Annotated in this window: 10 protein-coding genes; 2 read left to right on the forward strand and 8 right to left on the reverse strand. The window is 47.3% G+C overall.

Going from position 1 to position 19016, the window contains the following annotated elements:
• Nucleotides 1–119: 119 nt before the first annotated feature.
• A complete protein-coding gene (locus L5M71_RS12840) occupies nt 120–1073 on the forward strand; it encodes a DUF72 domain-containing protein (RefSeq protein WP_263208165.1) in 954 nt (317 codons plus the stop codon).
• Nucleotides 1074–1459: 386 nt separating this feature from the next.
• Here the strand turns inward: L5M71_RS12840 and L5M71_RS12845 are convergent, their stop codons facing one another.
• From L5M71_RS12845 to prfB, 8 genes are all read right to left on the reverse strand, one after another.
• The gene (locus L5M71_RS12845) at nt 1460–2308 is read right to left on the reverse strand and encodes an isocitrate lyase/phosphoenolpyruvate mutase family protein (RefSeq protein ID WP_263208168.1); all 849 of its coding nucleotides are present in this window, start codon (nt 2306–2308) and stop codon (nt 1460–1462) included.
• A gap of 134 nt (nt 2309–2442) precedes the next feature.
• On the reverse strand, nt 2443–3912 hold the full coding sequence (locus tag L5M71_RS12850) for an inorganic phosphate transporter (RefSeq protein WP_263208274.1): 1470 nt from the start codon (nt 3910–3912) through the stop codon (nt 2443–2445).
• Between the two features lie 245 nt (nt 3913–4157).
• Complete coding sequence (locus tag L5M71_RS12855) at nt 4158–5846, reverse strand: glucan biosynthesis protein (RefSeq protein WP_131524680.1); 1689 nt, start codon at nt 5844–5846, stop codon at nt 4158–4160.
• A gap of 378 nt (nt 5847–6224) precedes the next feature.
• Entirely contained in the window at nt 6225–6659 is a 435-nt protein-coding gene (locus L5M71_RS12860; RefSeq protein WP_028761608.1) for a PaaI family thioesterase, read from the reverse strand.
• Between the two features lie 170 nt (nt 6660–6829).
• Nucleotides 6830–8995, reverse strand: coding sequence for a catalase/peroxidase HPI (katG, locus tag L5M71_RS12865; protein ID WP_263208170.1), 2166 nt, complete (start codon nt 8993–8995; stop codon nt 6830–6832).
• Between the two features lie 311 nt (nt 8996–9306).
• Nucleotides 9307–10779 carry a carbon starvation protein A gene (locus tag L5M71_RS12870; protein ID WP_105250058.1) on the reverse strand — a complete coding sequence of 491 codons (1473 nt, stop codon included), beginning with the start codon at nt 10777–10779 and terminating at the stop codon, nt 9307–9309.
• Between the two features lie 706 nt (nt 10780–11485).
• Nucleotides 11486–12988, reverse strand: coding sequence for a lysine--tRNA ligase (gene lysS, locus L5M71_RS12875; RefSeq protein ID WP_263208173.1), 1503 nt, complete (start codon nt 12986–12988; stop codon nt 11486–11488).
• A 28-nt stretch (nt 12989–13016) separates the two neighbouring features.
• Nucleotides 13017–14115, reverse strand: a protein-coding gene (prfB, locus tag L5M71_RS12880) for a peptide chain release factor 2 (protein WP_168824900.1) whose coding sequence is annotated in 2 segments (ribosomal slippage) — nt 13017–14039 and nt 14041–14115 — 1098 coding nt in all. Because the reading frame shifts where the segments join, the coding sequence is not laid out codon by codon here.
• A gap of 549 nt (nt 14116–14664) precedes the next feature.
• Here prfB and fdhF point away from each other — a divergent pair.
• Nucleotides 14665–18930, forward strand: coding sequence for a formate dehydrogenase subunit alpha (gene fdhF / locus L5M71_RS12885; protein ID WP_263176840.1), 4266 nt, complete (start codon nt 14665–14667; stop codon nt 18928–18930).
• Nucleotides 18931–19016: the final 86 nt, after the last annotated feature.

Consider the following 19016-nt stretch of genomic DNA (forward strand, 5'->3'; position numbering starts at 1 on the left):
AAGGTCATCGGTGGCACTATTTGACTCTGGACGACAGATATCGGCACAATGCCCTAAAATGTTGGTCAACATCAGGGCGCTGCTTTGGTACGCGCAAATCGCATTAAAGGAATTTATTTTTGGACCGATTGTGCTCTCCGTTACATCAACCCAACCATTTTCGCCTTGGGCTTGCCATGTGGTCGCACTCGAATTGGCAAGAAAGTGTGTATGGTCACGGAACTAAACAAGCGGAGCGACTCGCCCGTTACGCGACAATATTCAATACTGTCGAAGGGAACACCAGCTTCTACGCAACGCCTGCACAGCAAACGGTAATGAATTGGCACAGTGCCACGCCCGAGAGCTTTCGTTTTACCTTCAAACTACCGCAAACCATCACTCACCAAAGATTATTGCAACACTGCGGCCAAGAATTGAAAGATTTTTTCCAGATAATGACACCATTAATCGATAAAACAGGGATCTGGAAAATTCAACTGCCCGCCCATTTCGGCCCAGAAAACTTGCCTGCGTTAGCGCAATTTCTAGATCAAATCCCCCAAGGGTTAACCTATGGCGTCGAAGTCAGGCATGCTGCGTTTTTTGCTAAGGGAGATGCCGAGCGTGCGCTTAATCGATTACTCATCGATAAAAAAGTGAATCGCATCATCATGGACAGCAGGCCCTTGTTTGCACTGCCGCCAAGCAATGTCGCAATTATCGACGCTCACAAGAAAAAACCTCGAGTGCCAGTGCATGCGATTGCCACCGCCAATAATCCAGTGGTGCGGTTTATCGGCCAACCAGACGATGCCGTAACACAACTCGCACAGCAAGGCGTTACTGCTTTACCTAAGGATAACAATGCCTTTTTTGATAATTGGCTCACCCAACTCCCGCAATGGCTCGCAGAAGGTCGAGAACCCTATCTGTTTATTCATACTCCCGACAATGAAGCCGCGCCTGAACTGGCCATCCGTCTCTATCAAAAATTGCGCAGCCAAATTGCAGCGCACATTCAACTCGCCGAGCTACGCCTGCTTGATAAGAAACCTGAGGAGACAAGCACACAGATGGGACTTTCTTGGTAAAACGGGCGCTAAGTAAAATGGACGTAAGAAGAAACCCACGGCAAACTTGCCGTGGGTATATACCCAAACAACCTGAAGATGCAGGATTCAGCGGGAATTTAACGCACTTTAGGCAAGGCCATTTATTGCTCCTGCATAAATGGCATTCACGCCATCCATGGCGATTGCGGTTATTTGCAGGCCTAGCGAGCTAAGTTAAAAATAACCAACGCAGCATAAAGTGCGTTAAAAACCGCCGGGACGGAGCGCCCAGGGCTCTCCACTTCCGTGTTGCATCAATTCAAAAGGTGGCCGACATTCTGTCATTAATGCGCCTTGAATTGAAGCACCCTGGGCGCTCTGAAACTCGTATCTTCAGGTAGCTTGGGTATAGATGAAAAACAGCTTTAACTCGGGATAAATAAGTTATTCATTTGCTCAAAACCAAGGGAAATGGCTTTAGGTATTGAATCCTTATCAACGGCAATAACCGCATCTTTTGACTCTCGCTGAAACGGTTTTGCCTTAATTGAATTTAACAAAATTGGATTAAGCAAAGTGCTATAGGCCTGTAAAAATGAAGCAGGACCTGTGGAAAAACGCTGCACACCTGCGGCAAATAACTCGCCGATATCCATCTGCTCATTCAATAGCATAAAATTCAGTGGCATATCCACAGCGGCAGACAAGCGCTTAGCGGTCTCGACCTGATTCGCGCCAGGGATAAAGCCGCCATCCGCACCCGCAGCCTGATATTGAGTTAACCTATCAATAGTCATAACGACTGCGGCCTCACCACTGGCTAAACCCAGTAAATACACATCAGTTCGCGCATTAATAAATAATCCTTGGCAACGAGGATGGGCGCGAATAGCTTTAATTTTGGCCACCATCTCAGCAACACTTGCACTGCCATCCTCAATATTAATTCCTGCTACGCCAAGCTCAGCGAGCTGCGCAACAAAAGCAGCAACCTCATCGGGATCTTGGCTATAACCAGATTCAATATCTATCGTCACGGGCACTTGGCTCAGCCGTAGAATATTGTTCACTACGTCCAATAAAGCCGCTTTAGGTAGCGCTTGGCCATCGGGATAACCGAGCGACCAAGCCAATGCCGCGCTACTGGTCGCAATCGCACGGGCGCCCGATGCTTGGATGATGGCCGCACTGGCGGCATCCCAAGCGTTAGTTAATATCAGCGGCTCTGATTGTTGATGTAGTGCTTTGAAAAGTATTCTAGATTGCTCAGCCATCTTATGTCCTTGTTGGTGTTGAAGGCTCAACTCTAACAAGATGGCTTAGGTCATTATCGCGGGAAACGGCACTGAACCTAAACGCCAAGCCCTCAAGGCTTGGCTATGTGTGCATTCAACTTGAGTATTCTTGGCTAACCCCAAAGTGCATTGGCAAGGATAAACACGCACGCAGAGAGCAACATAGTAATAGGTAGTGTCAGCAGCCAAGCGAGCATGATTTGCTTAATAGTTTGGATCTGAAGCCCTGAACGATTAGCCACCATAGTACCCGCAACAGCGGAAGACAAAATATGAGTCGTCGATACCGGCATCCCCGTCATACTGGCAATCCCAATAGAGACGGCAGCGGTGACCTGCGCGGCAATGCCCTGGCTGTAAGTCATACTCGATGAACCAATTTTTTCCCCCACGGTATATACAATCCGCCGCCACCCCACCAACGTGCCGCAGCCCAGCGCAGTCGCAATGGCAATAATCACCCAAATGGGCGCATACTCAGTAGTTCTAGTGAGATCTTTTCGCCATTTAGCCAATGAACTCAAATCCTTAGCAGGAAGATCCAATTTAGCCACTTGGCGAGCAGTATCATCGATGCACAACAATAAACGTCGCACCTCGCGTCGCTCTTCTACATCCATATCTTTGTAAGTCGAGACTTTTGCTAAGCGACGGTCAAGCAACGACATCGCCGGTAATACATTGGCAGATGAGCAATGGGCCAGCATATATTCGGGAACGTTGACTAAGGCTTTAAAGTCGATAACATCCGCGATAACGGCTTGGTTACGGTCATAAATCGCCATAATGCGACGATTAGCATCTTGAGTTCTTTCTAAATCATAGGGTTGACTGCCCATGTCCAAGGCAAAATAAGCCGGTGCCATACAAATCAGCACTAGCATCACTAAACCTATCCCCTTCTGTCCATCGTTAGAACCATGGGCGAAACTCACCCCCATAGCGGAGATAATTAAACTCGCCCTTGCCCAAAATGGAGGGTGTTTTTTACCATTAATCTGCATCTGCTCATCTGGGGTACGGTGAATTTTATGTTTCTGCCAAACGTATTTCATGATGAGCAAAAAAATCCCTGCCATCACAAACCCTAAGGTCGGCGAAATAATCAAGGACAGCATGATCTGCGTTGCTTTAGAGACATTAATGCCCTGTAGGATAGGCTGATGATTTATCCAAGCGAACGCGCCACCAACGCCCATTATCGAACCAATCAAGGTATGGGAACTCGATGCCGGAATACCAAAATACCAAGTACCTAAGTTCCAGATAATTGCCGAAAATAGCAGGGAAAACACCATCAGCAAGCCTTGGATTGAGTCCATACCGAGCAAGGAGTCTACGGGTAATAAATGCACTATCGCATAGGCCACCCCTAACCCCCCTAACAGCACACCCGCAAAATTAAAGAGTGCAGAGGTAACGACCGCCAGATTTGCCGGCATTGCCTTGGTATAGATCACCGTCGCCACCGCATTTGCTGTGTCGTGGAAGCCATTAATAAATTCGTATGCCAGTACAAAAAGTACGGCAAGGACTAAACCCACCGACCACGCAAAGCCTAACGTTGTGAACATTTCAAACATAAAATACTTACCCATGGCGAGAACGCCCACAGATTACGCCCAAGTTTGAGGTCTTTTACAGTGAAAAATTGTTTAGATTGTCAAAAAGTGAATTAGCCCCCAATAACTCAGTAGCATGCTTGCAATTAACACTGGCTTGATTTTTTAGATGTCAAATGAGCGGCATTCCCCGCATCTTGTTAATCATCAAAACAAAAACGCCAGCTAAGTTAGCTGGCGTTTTAGATTAATGACTCACTAATCGCTTATTGCAGGTGACCCGCATTGTGCAATTCACGATCATCCTTTGCAGGCGGATTCCACTGATACATCCAAGTCTCAGACAATGGCTGACCATCGACCTCCAAATAGACTCTCAGGTTAATCGGCTCAGTACCATCTCCCGGGGGCACTACGTCAAACATAGCGCGGTAACCATTAATCGAGGCTAGAGGACGGGCTGATTCAATTTCCACTTTGCCTTCAGATGCTGTGATCACGGCTTTAACTTGAGTATCTTTACCTATCATAGGTAAGGTGCCGCCCGCGAAATCAACCACAAAACGCTTACTGTAGTATTTGCGTTTCTGGCCAACTACGCCGCCAATCCCGGTGAAGGTATCGACAACCCGAGCACGGGGTGATTGAACCGGTGGAATGCCACCCCAGTACATGTTGTAGCTGTACAGCAGCTCTTGACCAGGAACAATCGGCTCAGCAGGATTCCAGAAAGCCACTATGTTATCGAAGGTTTCATCCAGTGTTGGAATTTCAACCAACTGCACTGAACCTTTGCCCCAACTGCTGGTTGGCTCAATCCATAGGCTTGGGCGTTTATCATAAAACACGCCATCGTCCTGATAATGATCGAAGTTACGATCACGTTGCAGTAAGCCAAAACCTTTTGGATTTTCATCGCTATAGGCGTTGAATCGCAGGTTTTCAGGGTTACCTAGCGGACGCCAAATCCATTCACCATTCCCCGTGTGCATGGCTAAACCATCGGTATCATGGATTTCTGGACGCCAGTCATAACCGGTGCGGCGATCGTTCTCACCCACCATAAACATACTGGTCAGTGGCGCAACGCCTAAACGTTCAATCGCTTTACGTGGATAAACAGCCACATCCACCTTCATTTTTAAACGTTCACCCGGTTCGATATCAAAACGATAAGCACCCGTGACACTCGGAGAGTCTAGCAAGGCATACACAGTGGTGATATTCGATCCTGGTTTAGGTTTTTCTAACCAGAAATTGGTGAACATTGGAAACTCTTCGGGTTTTGGCAGTGCAGTATCAACCGCTAAGCCACGAGCCGACAAACCGTACTGCATTTCTTGACCCACGGCGCGGAAATAACTAGCGCCAAGGAAGGCAACAATGTCACGCTGCCAATCGGTATTAAATTGCATACGGAAACCCGCAAAACCAAGATCCTTAGGCAACTGACTACCTTTGACCTTTGACTTGCCGTAATCGAACATTGAAGGTGAATATTCGATTAACTTAGCCTTCCCCTCATTTAGCTCATAAATATGAATAGGGGTATCGAAAAACAGCCCAAGATGGAACAGTTCGGCACGAAACTCCGAATCTTGATCGCGCCATAGTGCGGCTTTTTTCTTGAAGTGGAATTGTTGGTAATCATCCCAACTCATGCCCTGAAGGCTTTTAGGTAATTCGCCTTTATGACTCTCATAGGGTTGTGCAGCCATAGTACGGGCGTAACCCTTAAGCCAAGCGTAACTAAACTCTTCACCTTCTTGTGGTGACGCCTGCTTACCTGCCGCACATGCTGAAAGACTCAGCAATACGCTACAGGTTAACAATACGCCGCCAACCATACGCTGCAAACGGCCGCGACGAGAGGAAGATTGGGCTTCAATCGAGGGTAGTGTCACCCTCGATTCTTGATAAACGTTTCTTTGTTCGGGAAATAAATTGGGTTGCATAAGCAGACTCTGAATTGGTGTAACTTCCTGACACTTCCCTGCAAATCTGACTCAATTGCAGCGATGGCCCTGTGGAGAACTGTTGATGACAGAGGTAACAATACAGCGATCAGCAACAATTCGCCAGAATCTAGCATACTTTCTGTCGAATGGAATATGGCATGCCAGCTATTTTCAATCTTGAGGCCTATTTATGAAAATATGATTAAAAAATTCCGTTATTTACTGAATTCACGCCCATAAAAACCTCACTGCCAGCAAGAAGGCCGTTGACTTAATACCCGAAGATAAAGTGCACCTTCGGCATAGGTTAATTATCTGCTCATCTGCTCAGCGTGTTAACTCGAAGAGATAATATCGCTAGCCCGCAAAATCGGTTTATGGCCTTAAAATCATACAAGTCGCCGTAGCGGTGGCGAGCAGTTTTCCATCCTGCGTTTTTAGCGTACCTTCCGAAATACCTAAAGACTTAGATAAATTGATCACCTTGCCCTCAGCCACTAACACTTGATGTTTAGGCACAGGTCGAATCATTTTAATATTCAAATCGATAGTGCCGTAACCAACACCCGCTTCAAGCAATGTATGCACGGCGCAACCTGTAACCGAATCCAGTACAGTCGCGGCAAAACCACCATGAACGCCGCCCAATGGGTTGAGGTGCTTATCATCGGCAGTCGCATGGAATGTCACCGTTCCTTCGTCGGCTTGAACCAGCGACATTGGCATAGTGAGAGAGATAGAAGGTGCGGGTAATTCACCCCTTGCCATCGCCTGTAAAATAGCTAAACCCGACATTTGCTGAATATTCATATTCCACCTAAATTGATGAGCGTCAAAGCACATGAATAAAAATGACCGCTTAACCACTTTGGATTAGGCGATCATTTAACTGAAAATCCACTTAAACGCTCAGTCTGCATTAACTCCAGCTGCGCCTAAATTGGGCCAATCTACTACTAAAAAGACTAATAAATATAAGCTCAGCGAAGATCGAATCTATCTAAGTTCATCACCTTAGTCCAAGCGCCGATAAAATCATCGACAAATCGTAGCTGTGCATCACTGCTCGCGTACACTTCTGCGAGTGCACGCAGCTGCGAATTAGAGCCAAAGATCAAATCAACACGACTTGCAGTCCACTTTTGCTGGCCACTGACGCGATCAACACCCACAAACATATCCTCCGCTTTGGAAGTGGGTTTCCACGTCGTCCCCATATCGAGCAAGTTAACAAAAAAGTCATTGGTCAAAAACTCAGGACGCGCAGTCAAGACACCCGTTTTTGACTGATCAGAGTTCGTATCTAGCACCCGCAGACCGCCAATAAGCACTGTCATTTCCGGCGCAGTTAAGGTCAGCAATTGTGCCCTATCGACCAATAACTCCTCCGCAGATAGCGAAAATTGAGTGGGATGATAATTTCTAAAGCCATCTGCGACAGGTTCAAGTACCGCAAAAGATTCCACATCAGTTTGTGCTTGCGTGGCATCCATACGACCCGGCGTAAATGGAATCGTCACTTCAACCCCCGCATTTCTAGCCGCTTGATCAATACCGACGCAACCTGCTAGCACAATCAAGTCAGCAAGGGAGATTTTCTTACCTCCTTGATTGAACTCAGACTGAATACTCTCAAGCACTTTGAGCACCTTAGCGAGCTGCTCAGGCTGATTCACTGGCCAATCTTTTTGCGGCGCGAGTCGAATTCGAGCGCCGTTCGCACCACCGCGCATATCAGAACCCCGGAAGGTCGATGCCGAGGCCCAAGCAGTTGCTACGACTTCTGAAATCGTTAATCCAGAACCAATAATCTTCAGTTTAAGATCAGTAACATCCTGCTCATTAACCAGAGGATGATCAACCGCTGGAATGGGGTCTTGCCAAAGAAACGTTTCTGCAGGCACTTCAGGACCCAAATAACGCGTGCATGGCCCCATATCTCTGTGTGTCAGCTTGTACCAAGCTTTTGCAAATACATCGGCAAACTCATCGGGATTTTCAAAGAATCGACGTGATATTTTCTCGTAATCAGGGTCGAAGATCAGTGCAAGGTCGGTAGTCAACATGGTTGGCACATGACGTTTGGAGGCGTCGTGCGCATCGGGGATCACCCCTTTACCCGCGCCATTTTTAGGTATCCACTGATGGGCACCCGCAGGGCTCTTAGTCAGTTCCCATTCATATCCGAATAGATTTTCAAAAAAATTGTTACTCCATTGGGTTGGTGTTGAGGTCCAAGTCACTTCGAGGCCACTGGAAATAGTATCGCCACCTTTACCGCTTTTATAGCGACTCTGCCAGCCTAGGCCTTGCTGCTCAATACCTGCGGCTTCTGGCTCAGGTCCGACTAATGCTGCGTCACCTGCACCATGGGTTTTACCAAAAGTATGACCACCTGCAATCAAGGCTACGGTTTCTTCATCATTCATCGCCATGCGGGCAAAGGTTTCGCGGATATCAACGGCGGCAGCGAAAGGATCTGGGTCGCCATTGGGTCCCTCAGGGTTAACATAAATCAACCCCATTTGGACTGCGGCGAGGGGATCTTCAAGATCTCGCTCTCCCGAGTAACGCTTATCGTCTAACCATTTATTTTCCGCACCCCAGTAAATATCAGCTTCGGGTTCCCAAATATCGACTCGCCCACCAGCGAAACCTAAGGTTTTGAATCCCATAGATTCCAGCGCAACATTACCCGTAAGGATCATCAAATCGGCCCAAGAGATTTTATTGCCATATTTTTGTTTAATCGGCCAAAGGAGCCGGCGTGCTTTATCGAGGTTTACGTTATCTGGCCAGCTGTTTAACGGTGCAAAACGTTGATTACCGCTCCCCGCTCCGCCACGTCCATCACCAGTACGATAGGTGCCAGCACTGTGCCATGCCATACGAATAAATAGCGGCCCATAGTGGCCAAAATCTGCAGGCCACCAGTCCTGGGAATCCGTCATTAATGCGAGGAGATCTTGCTTTACAGCAGCTAAATTGAGGGATTTAAAGGCTTCAGCATAATTGAAGTCATCACCCAAAGGATTAGATAAGGAAGAGTGTTGGTGCAGAATATCGAGCCGGAGCTGTTTAGGCCACCAATCTCGATTCGAGGTGCCACCAGCAGAATGGTGCATAGGACATTTGTTCTCAGACATAACGTGCTCTCCTTCTGTTCGCAAAAAATATTCAAGTAAATAAAATCTAAATGACTTTTGCCGCAAGTTTGTACTGCTTAACGCTCTCTACCACAGACTAATCGTTTCAATAGAGAAATAAAAACCAGTCTAACGACCTTACCTTACCTCTAGATGAAACGCGATGAATCCGCTCATTAAAAAATATTCAGCAAAAATTACCCTTTCTAAAATAAGCTATTAAAGGATAGTAGAATGATACCAATCATAAAAAACAAGGGCTGCAAAATGCAGCCCTTGTTTTTTATTGGGTAAAACTATGGGATAACTGACTATTTAACTTCTGCCACAGGTTTGCGTCTATTGTGCGCAATGATCAGAGCAACTAAACAGATAACCCCGACAGCGATACCCACTGGCTGGCTCAAAGGTTGCGGTAAACCTAGGCCAATACCCGCAGTCATAATATAAGACACAGTAACGCTGGTGCCGCCAATTGCTGGTAAGCTAACAATCCAATGGAAGGTCCCACGATCGAACAAATACTTAGTCGCTAACCACAATACACTGGTTGATAGCAGCATATTTGAGAAAGCAAAGTAACGCCAAATCAAAGAGAAATCGATCTTCGTCATAAAGTACGCAATGGTCAGAATAGGCACAGCAACCAATAAACGATTACGCATACTTTGCGGAATATGGAAGGCGTCGATAATCGTCAGTCGAAGCGAACGGAACGCGGTATCACCAGAGGTGATAGGGAAGATAGCTACGGCCACAATCGCCATAATACCGCCCGCAACACCTAAATACGTAGTAGCCACTTGATTAACCACTAAACCTGGGCCACCTTGGTCGAGCAAACTCTTAAGCTCAACATAACCGCCAGGGAAAGCTGCAATACCCGCCGTTGCCCATACACAAGCAACGATACCTTCAGCAACCATAGCGCCATAATACACAGGGCGAACATACTTCTCATTCGTCAAGCAACGAGCCATGATAGGCGCTTGAGTTGAATGGAAACCGCTAATCGCACCACAGGTAATAGTCACAAATAACAGTGGCCAAACAGGTAGTCCATCAGGGTTTGGTTCGAGTAACTCATTGTTGTAATGGCTGTGGTCGAAATAGGCAAACACATCCCCCATTTCAGGTAACTGCGGCGCATTGATCATTAGAGCAACGGCGATAGAAACTGTCATGACTATCATCAACAAACCAAATGCGGGATATAATTTAGTGATGATTTTATCAATCGGCAGCATAGTCGCTAAAAAGTAATAGACTAAAATCACTAACACCCAGAAGGTATTATTGCCAAAGATGGTGTCTTTAAAATAATCGAGATTACTCAGTAAACCTGCGGGGCTCATGATGAAGACCACGCCCACAAAAAACAGCAGCATAGCCGTAAACAGCAACATCACGCCTTTAAAGTAAATATTAAAGTAGTGGCCCGCAATCTCTGGCAGACTCTTACCGTCTTCTTTTATGCTGAGCACGCCAGAAAAATAATCATGTACTGCGCCGCCAATAATATTCCCCAGTACAATCCACACTAAGGCTATTGGGCCGTAAAGTGCACCGAGGATCGGGCCAAATATCGGCCCCACACCAGCGACATTGAGGAACTGGATCAAAAACGCTTTAGCCGGATGAACCGGAACGTAATCGACGCCATCTTCGAATCTCGCCTGTGGTGTAATCGCTTTAGGATCTATACCCGCTTGCCGCTCAACAAAGGGACTATAGAACTTGTATGCAAGCACTAAGAGTGCGATACAAATAAAGAAAATTAACATTATTTAATTATCCATACTTTAGTAGGAGGTGATTTAATGGAGAGTTTCATTGAGTTAGTGACTGAGGTCAAGCAACACACTATTAGACTAATGTCGGGTTGATTATCTGAAACAGCCGTACGAGTGGGTATAGATGAACAAACGCGTTTAAAAATAATCCCTATGAAGTATTTATGCACTCAGTAATACAACCAACTATTTTGATGTTTCTCAATTGCCTCTTCTTGAACTCCTCGCCCTAGGTATTCCTGCAAACCATCGCTATCGAAAATGAAATGAACACAGACAATATCGCATGTGACTGGCGGCGAGATGCTAGCAGCATAGACGAGTGTTTCGTGACATCCCAATATACAACCCCAAGTTAAAAACACTATCTACACTCACAAGCTAAACCCGCAATCTACACTACGATCGATAGCCACAACCTAAAGCTAACGTGCCACTTAATGATGCTCATCTAGCCCATTTTTAGGTTACTAACAGTTCGACTTTATCACTCATTATTTTTAGCTATTTTAGAAAACAAAAAACCAGCCAAATGGCTGGTTTTTTAGGGGGTATTTCATCGTAGCGATGCTCAGGTCATACCTAAATCAATCACTGTAAACTTAAGCTATTGCGACTTACTAAAAGTCGAGTGGCTAAACTAATACAACAAAATGTACCAACGAAATGTACCAACGAAATACCTTGTTCGACTGCATTACGCCTGTGGGCGCATAGCAGGGAACAGGATCACGTCACGGATAGTATGAGTGTTAGTGAACAACATCACTAAACGGTCGATACCAATACCTTGACCTGCCGTGGGTGGCAAACCGTGTTCCAGTGCAGTGATATAGTCTGCATCGTAGAACATAGCTTCATCGTCACCTGCATCTTTCGCGTCAACCTGTGCTTTAAAGCGGTTGTCTTGATCTTCAGCATCGTTCAGCTCGCTAAAGCCGTTAGCCACTTCGCGGCCACCGATGAAGAATTCGAAACGGTCAGTGATGAAATGGTTGTCATCATTACGACGTGCCAATGGTGAAATGTCCGCTGGGTAGCCAGTGATGAACGTTGGTTGCATCAATTGCCACTCAGCTGTTTCACCGAAGATTTCTTCAAGTAGCTGACCACAAGTCCAGAACTTCTCAATCTTCATGCCTAAGCTTTTCGCCAAATCGCGCATGAATTCAACATCTTTCACTTGCTCATAGGTCATAGCTTGGATAGTCGCGTTATCAGGATTGTACTTCTGAATCGCTTCTAACATGCTTAAACGTGCGTATGGGCCGCCGAAATCAACTGTGTGCTCGCCGTAGGGCATTTGCGCACTGCCAAGCAGTTCGATAGCAATCGAGCTGAGCATTTCTTCGGTGAGGTCCATCAGATCTTTGTAGTCTGCATAAGCCATATAGAATTCCATCATAGTGAATTCTGGGTTATGACGTGGTGACAGACCTTCGTTACGGAAGTTACGGTTGATTTCGAACACACGCTCAAAACCGCCGACCACTAAACGCTTCAGATATAGTTCTGGTGCGATACGCAGGTACATTGGCATGTCTAAGGCGTTGTGATGAGTGATAAAAGGACGGGCCGAAGCACCACCTGGGATCACATGCATCATAGGGGTTTCAACTTCCATGAACTCTTTTTTGATCATGAAGTTACGGATTGCAGAAACTACTTTAGAACGCATGATAAAGGCATTGCGCGAATCTTCGTTAACGATGAGATCCACGTAACGTTGACGGTAGCGCATTTCTTGATCGGCTAGACCATAATAGTCCGCAGGCAATGGACGCAGCGCCTTGGTCAGTAACTCGTACTGTTCCATGTTGACGTATAAGTCGCCTTTACCAGACAAATGCAGCTGACCAGTTACACCTATGATGTCACCGATATCCAGACCTTGAAAACGCTCTTTCAAATCAGCTTGTACGCTTTTTTCAGCGTAAGCTTGAATACGGCCAGACACGTCTTGGATCACTAAGAAAGGACCACGTTTTGCCATGATGCGGCCAGCAATGCTGGTCTTAAAACCTAAGGCTTCGAGTTCTTCTTTAGTGTTTTGACCATACAGTGCTTGCAGTTCAGCCGCTTTATGGGTGCGACGGAAGGTATTTGGATGCGCATTAGCACTACAGTTTGGGCGGATGCTTTCTAGCTTGGCACGGCGCTCGGCGATCAGTTTGTTCTCATCAATTACTTGTTCAGTCATCTTATTTCTCGTCTATACCTTGAATTAATTACAGCCCAGATTTCAAACTGGCTTCGATAAACTTATCCAGATCGCCATCGAGTACCGCTTGAGTATTGCGGGTTTCAACGCCTGTGCGTAAGTCTTTAATGCGGGCATCGTCTAATACATAAGAGCGAATTTGACTGCCCCAGCCGATATCAGACTTAGCGTCTTCTGCGGCCTGTTTGTCGGCATTTTGCTTGAGCATTTCTAACTCAAACAGTTTTGCTTTCAGCTGCTTCATCGCAGCATCTTTATTTTTATGCTGTGAACGGTCGTTCTGGCACTGCACGACGGTATTCGTCGGTAAGTGGGTAATACGAATCGCCGATTCCGTTTTGTTAACGTGCTGACCACCCGCGCCCGATGCGCGATAAGTGTCAATACGCAGATCCGATGGGTTGATATCAATCGTGATATCGTCATCGATTTCTGGATAAACGAACACAGAGCAGAATGACGTATGACGACGACCCGATGAATCGAATGGCGACTTACGTACTAAACGGTGCACGCCAGTCTCAGTGCGTAACCAACCGAACGCATATTCGCCAGTAAACTTAATGGTCGCGCCTTTAATACCGGCCACGTCACCATCGGTCACTTCCATCAACTCAGGGCTAAAGCCATGGGCTTCGCCCCAACGTAGGTACATACGCAGCACCATGTTGGCCCAATCTTGGGCTTCGGTACCACCACTACCAGACTGAATGTCTAAATAACAGTTTGACGCATCTTGCGGGCCGGAGAACATACGACGGAATTCAAGATCGGCAAGGCGGCTTTCGAGATAATCCAGCTCTTTACTGGTTTCATTGAAGGTATCTTCGTCTTCCTCTTCAATAGCCAGCTCGAGTAAGCCTTCAACATCTTCAAGACCTGAGTCCATATCGTCTATGGTTTTGACCACAGCTTCTAGGCTAGCGCGCTCTTTGCCTAAGGCTTGGGCGCGCTCTGGGTCGTTCCACACTTCTGAACTTTCAAGCTCACGGGTAACTTCTTCTAGACGCTCATTTTTGGCATCGTAGTCAAAGATACCCCCTAAGAAGCTCCGTGCGCTCGGCAAGCTCCTTAATTTTGAATTTTACTGGATTAACTTCAAACATGAGTTTTCAACTTTCTTTATTTGGCCGCTTTAATTGATCTTCCACTAAAAGGGGCAGTGATTAACAGTATTTGCAACCGCGCATTTTAACCTAACCAGACTGGTAAACCTAGGGGTGCACTGTTCATTAAATGGGATAACAAGGATTATTTTCCAAGCTAAAAGACCACAGCACTAACGCCGAGACTAACAAAAAGCAATGAGTTAAGACTGTGATCTTACTTAAATTTAGCCAAGAATTTAGCCAAGATGATGCTATGCGCGAGGCCAATGGCTGACACACAAGCGCTCTCCTGCCTAAAAAACCCCCATAATATCAAAGGAAACACAACTAAAAAGGCCTGATAACGCCAACCCCATCACGACTAAATTAGAACAAACATTCACCAGCGCACAGTCTGGGCGGGTTTGTGATTCAAGCTGCAATTTTGCAGCAAACTTCACTCGCCCATAAGCGTCTTCTAAAGCTGTCTAGGTATACTCGAAACAACCTAAGCCTGCAGCCCCGCGCTATAGCAGCTAAGCACCCTACATATAAAAAGGCCATGGGATGATAGAACTTCGAATTGATGACCAAGTGTTGTCGGTTAATCCGACCGATAACCTACTGCAAGTGGCGCAAGCTGCTGGCATAGCAATACCCAGCTTATGTGATCCCAGCGTAGCCTCGCAGCAATTAGGCGTTCACGAACATGCAGACAAGCAAGCCTGCAATTTGTGTGTCGTCCAGATTGAGAATTCCGACGCCAGTTTGCGCTGCGTACGCGCCTGTGAAACGTCCGCCACAGTCGGCATGCGAGTCATAACTCAGTCTGAATTCTTAAGTCAAAAACGCAAACAAGCGCTGACTGAGATCTTGAGCGATCATTTTGCCGATTGCGAAGCCCCCTGCCAACAAGCATGCCCTGCGGGCGTCGATGTACAGAGTTACCTGTATCACATCGCCCAAGGCAACCATACTGAAGCCGTTAAAGTCATTAAACAAACTTTGCCGCTGCCACTCTCCATTGGCCGTGTCTGCCCTGCTTTTTGTGAAGCACAGTGTCGCCGCGGACTCGTCGATGAGCCCATTGCCATACGTCAATTAAAACGCCACGCTGCCGATCTCGACTTAGCTGATGGCGAAAATGGGGGCATGAGTTATGTGCCGCCACGCCAAGCCGACACGGGCAAAAAAGTCGCCATTATCGGTGCGGGTCCAGCAGGGTTAAGTGCCGGATATTACTTATCAAACCAAGGCCATAGCGTAGAGGTATTCGAATCTATGCCACAGGCGGGTGGTTGGCTACGTTATGGCATTCCTGAGTATCGTTTACCTAAAGCGATACTAGACAAGGAGATCGAACTCTTGTGCCATAACGGGTTAACCATCCACACAGAAACACGTCTCGGTCACGAGATACATTTAAATCAATTAGTTGAAGATTTTGATGCCGTCTGTCTCGCCATTGGCGCCCAAAAAGCTGTGCCTATGGATTATCCCGGCAGCACACTCGCGGGTTGCTACTTAGGTGTCGATTACTTAAAAGATCATTGTCTCGAAAAGACACTTGTTTTAGGTAAGAAAGTCGCCGTCATTGGTGGTGGCAATACCGCTATTGATTGCGCCCGCACAGCAGTGCGTGAAGGTTGCGATGTCACCCTAATTTATCGTCGTACCCGCGCAGAAATGCCCGCCGAAGCTTACGAGGTACATGAGGCCGAAGTCGAAGGGGTGAAGTTTCATTTTTTAACCAATCCGCTTGAAAACCATAGCGATGTGCAAGGTAGAGTCCATTCAGTCACCTTCGCTAAGATGGCACTCGGCGAAGCCGATGCCTCTGGCAGACGCGCTCCCGTTGATACTGGTGAAACCTTTACTCAAGATTTCGACACTGTGATAGCCGCAGTATCACAAACTCCCGATATGAGTTTTATGCAAGATCCCGCGAGCCACTTAAGCAATGGTGAACTCGCTCTCAGCCGCTGGAATACCTTTATTGGCTGCGAGCACACTATGTCATCAGGGGTTGAAAAACTCTTTGTGGTGGGGGATGCACGCCGCGGCGCTGCTACCGCAGTCGCCGCGATAGGCGACGGCAATAAAGCCGCAATTGCCATAGATAAATTGCTCAAACAAGGCCTAAGTTGCGAGCTGCATGCCACTGAATTTAATTCATCAAAAGCAGTCGGTAACACAATAAAACAAGGCTTACCAACTATCGAACTCTACCCCTCTGTCGCACGTAAAGCCCGTTTAACCATGCCCGAATTGGACGCGGTGCAACGTTTGCTAAATTACGGCGAAGTCGAGCTAGGCTTTGCTCCCGATGCCGCCATGCAAGAAGCTGCTCGCTGCCTCGAATGCGCCTGCCAAGCCAATACGGATTGTAAATTAAGAGACTATGCGACCGACTACCATGTCGAACCTAAGTCACTCAGCACTCAAAGCGCGCGTAAGTTTTCGGTCGATAAATCGAGTCCGTTCATTCAATTTGATGCAAATCGTTGTATTAGCTGCGGTAAGTGCGTCGATGTGTGCCAGTTGCAGAGTGGCCATTGTGCGATTCAATTTGCCCATGATTCCTATCAAGCGCTGCCGCAAGACATAAGCGAAACCGCCACGCGCCGTGCACCGAGAGTCGGCTTTAGCGCTAGCATGGCCGACAGCAAATGTGTGCAATGCGGCAACTGTGTGCAGGTTTGCCCAACAGGCGCACTCGTCGATGCGCGGGACAAACGCCAAGGCGATGAAACGCCACTCAAAACCGCCTCAACGATTTGTACCTATTGCGGCGTAGGCTGTCGGCTTGACCTTAAAATCGATACCAGCACGAATCAGATCCGTCATATTGAGGGCAATAAAGAGTCTGTGGTTAACCAAGGCATGCTCTGCGTCAAAGGGCGATTTGGCTTCGATTTTATTCACAGTGAAAAACGCCTCACCACGCCACTCATTCGTAAAAATGGCCAGCTCACGCCGAGTAGTTGGCCTGAAGCTATCGCCTATGTGGCCGAACATTTACTGCAAATAAAACAGCAATATGGCAGCAATGCACTGGCAAGTTTGGCCTCGGCAAAAGCCACTAATGAAGAAAACTTCCTCCTGCAAAAATTTGTCAGAAGCATACTCGGCACCAATAACATCGACCATTGTGCCCGTCTGTGTCATTCATCTACAGTCACTGGGCTACAGCAAAGTATCGGCAGTGGCGCCATGACCAATGACATTCCGAGCATTCAAGCATCGGATGTGATTTTTATCATAGGCTCAGACACCAGCAGTGCTCACCCGATCATCGCCTCGAAAATTAAGCAAGCCGTGGCTTTGCATGGCGCGAGACTAATGGTGGCCGACCCTAAACGTGTTGCCATTGCCGACAGTGCACAGCTTTATGTCGCCCACAGACCCGGCACTGACGTCATGCTACTCAATGCGATTATGGCGGAAATTATCCGCAACGACTGGCAGGATAAAAGCTACATTGCCGCACGCACCGAAGGCGTGGATGCTCTCTATGCTGAACTCAAAAAAGTAGATTACAGCCTAGAAAACGCAGCCTTGATAACAGGTGTTAAAGCCGAAGATATCGCCCGCATCGCACGCACCATAGGTACTGCCGACAAAACCGCAGTCTACTATGCTATGGGCATTACCCAGCACACGACGGGACACGACAATGTCACCGCCATATCTAATCTACAACTTCTATGCGGCAATATTGGAGTTGAAGGAGCGGGGATTAATCCACTGCGGGGACAAAGTAATGTGCAAGGTGCCTGTGATATGGGCGCACTGCCTAACTTCTTCAGTGGTTACCAAAAAGTCACTGACATTCATGCCAGAATGCGTTTCGAGGCACATTGGCAAACGCCGTTATCGGGAGAAATTGGCGTGACCGCAACCCATATGATGCATGATATTTCCAAAGGGAAAATCAAGGCTTTATATGTAATGGGCGAAAACCCCGTATTAAGCGACCCAGATCAAGCCCATGTGCTTAGGGCGCTTAATGCAATCGACTTTTTAGTGGTGCAGGATATCTTTCTCACCGAAACCGCCGAGCTTGCCGACGTGGTTCTGCCCGCCGCAGCCTTTGTCGAAAAACGCGGTCATTTCACCAATACTGAACGACGAGTGCAGCGACTCGAACAAGCCCTGCTACCGCTAGGTGAAGCCCTGCCCGATTGGCAAATTGTCCAAGCCATTGCCAATGCGATGGGTGCCGCTTGGGATTACCCTAATGAAGAAGCGATTTGGCAGGAAATCAATGAGCTGACACCACAATATCGCGGCATTACTTGGCAGCGATTAAGCACTGGAGTTGACGGTAAAATTCCCCAAGGTATTCAATGGCCTTGCCCAGATGAAACCCATCCGGGAACGCCCATCATGCACCAAGGTCAATTCACCCGCGGCTTAGGTAAGTTCACACCAGTGAGTTATCGCTTACCCGCAGAAATGCCCTGCAGTGAGTACCCGCTCACCCTCTCGACCGGACGTTTACTGGAACAGTTTCACACAGGCACGTTAACCCGTAAAACGGCCGGACTCGACTTACTCGGCTCGCCTAAGGTAATGATTTCAGTCTATGACGCCGAGCAACTCGGCATAGGCAATGGCGATAAAATCAAACTTACTACCCGTCGCGGCGAAATTGAAATCGACGCCTTTGTGACGAAAAGAGCCCAAGCTGGCGTACTATTCCTGCCCTTCCACTTTGTGGAAGCTGCGGCGAATAAACTCACCATCAATGCACTAGATCCTGTCGCTTTTATCCCAGAATATAAGGTCTGCTCGGTAAGGGTTGAGCGGGTTGCCGAGAAAATTGATTAGAATGAACTGACTAGGCTGGATTGACTAAAGTAGATGGATTAAGTGCTCTTCAAAAAGGTAAATAAGCCAAATAAAAACGGGAGACT

It is taken from the genome of Shewanella sp. SW1 (assembly GCF_025653545.1).
GTDB lineage: Bacteria > Pseudomonadota > Gammaproteobacteria > Enterobacterales > Shewanellaceae > Shewanella > Shewanella oncorhynchi.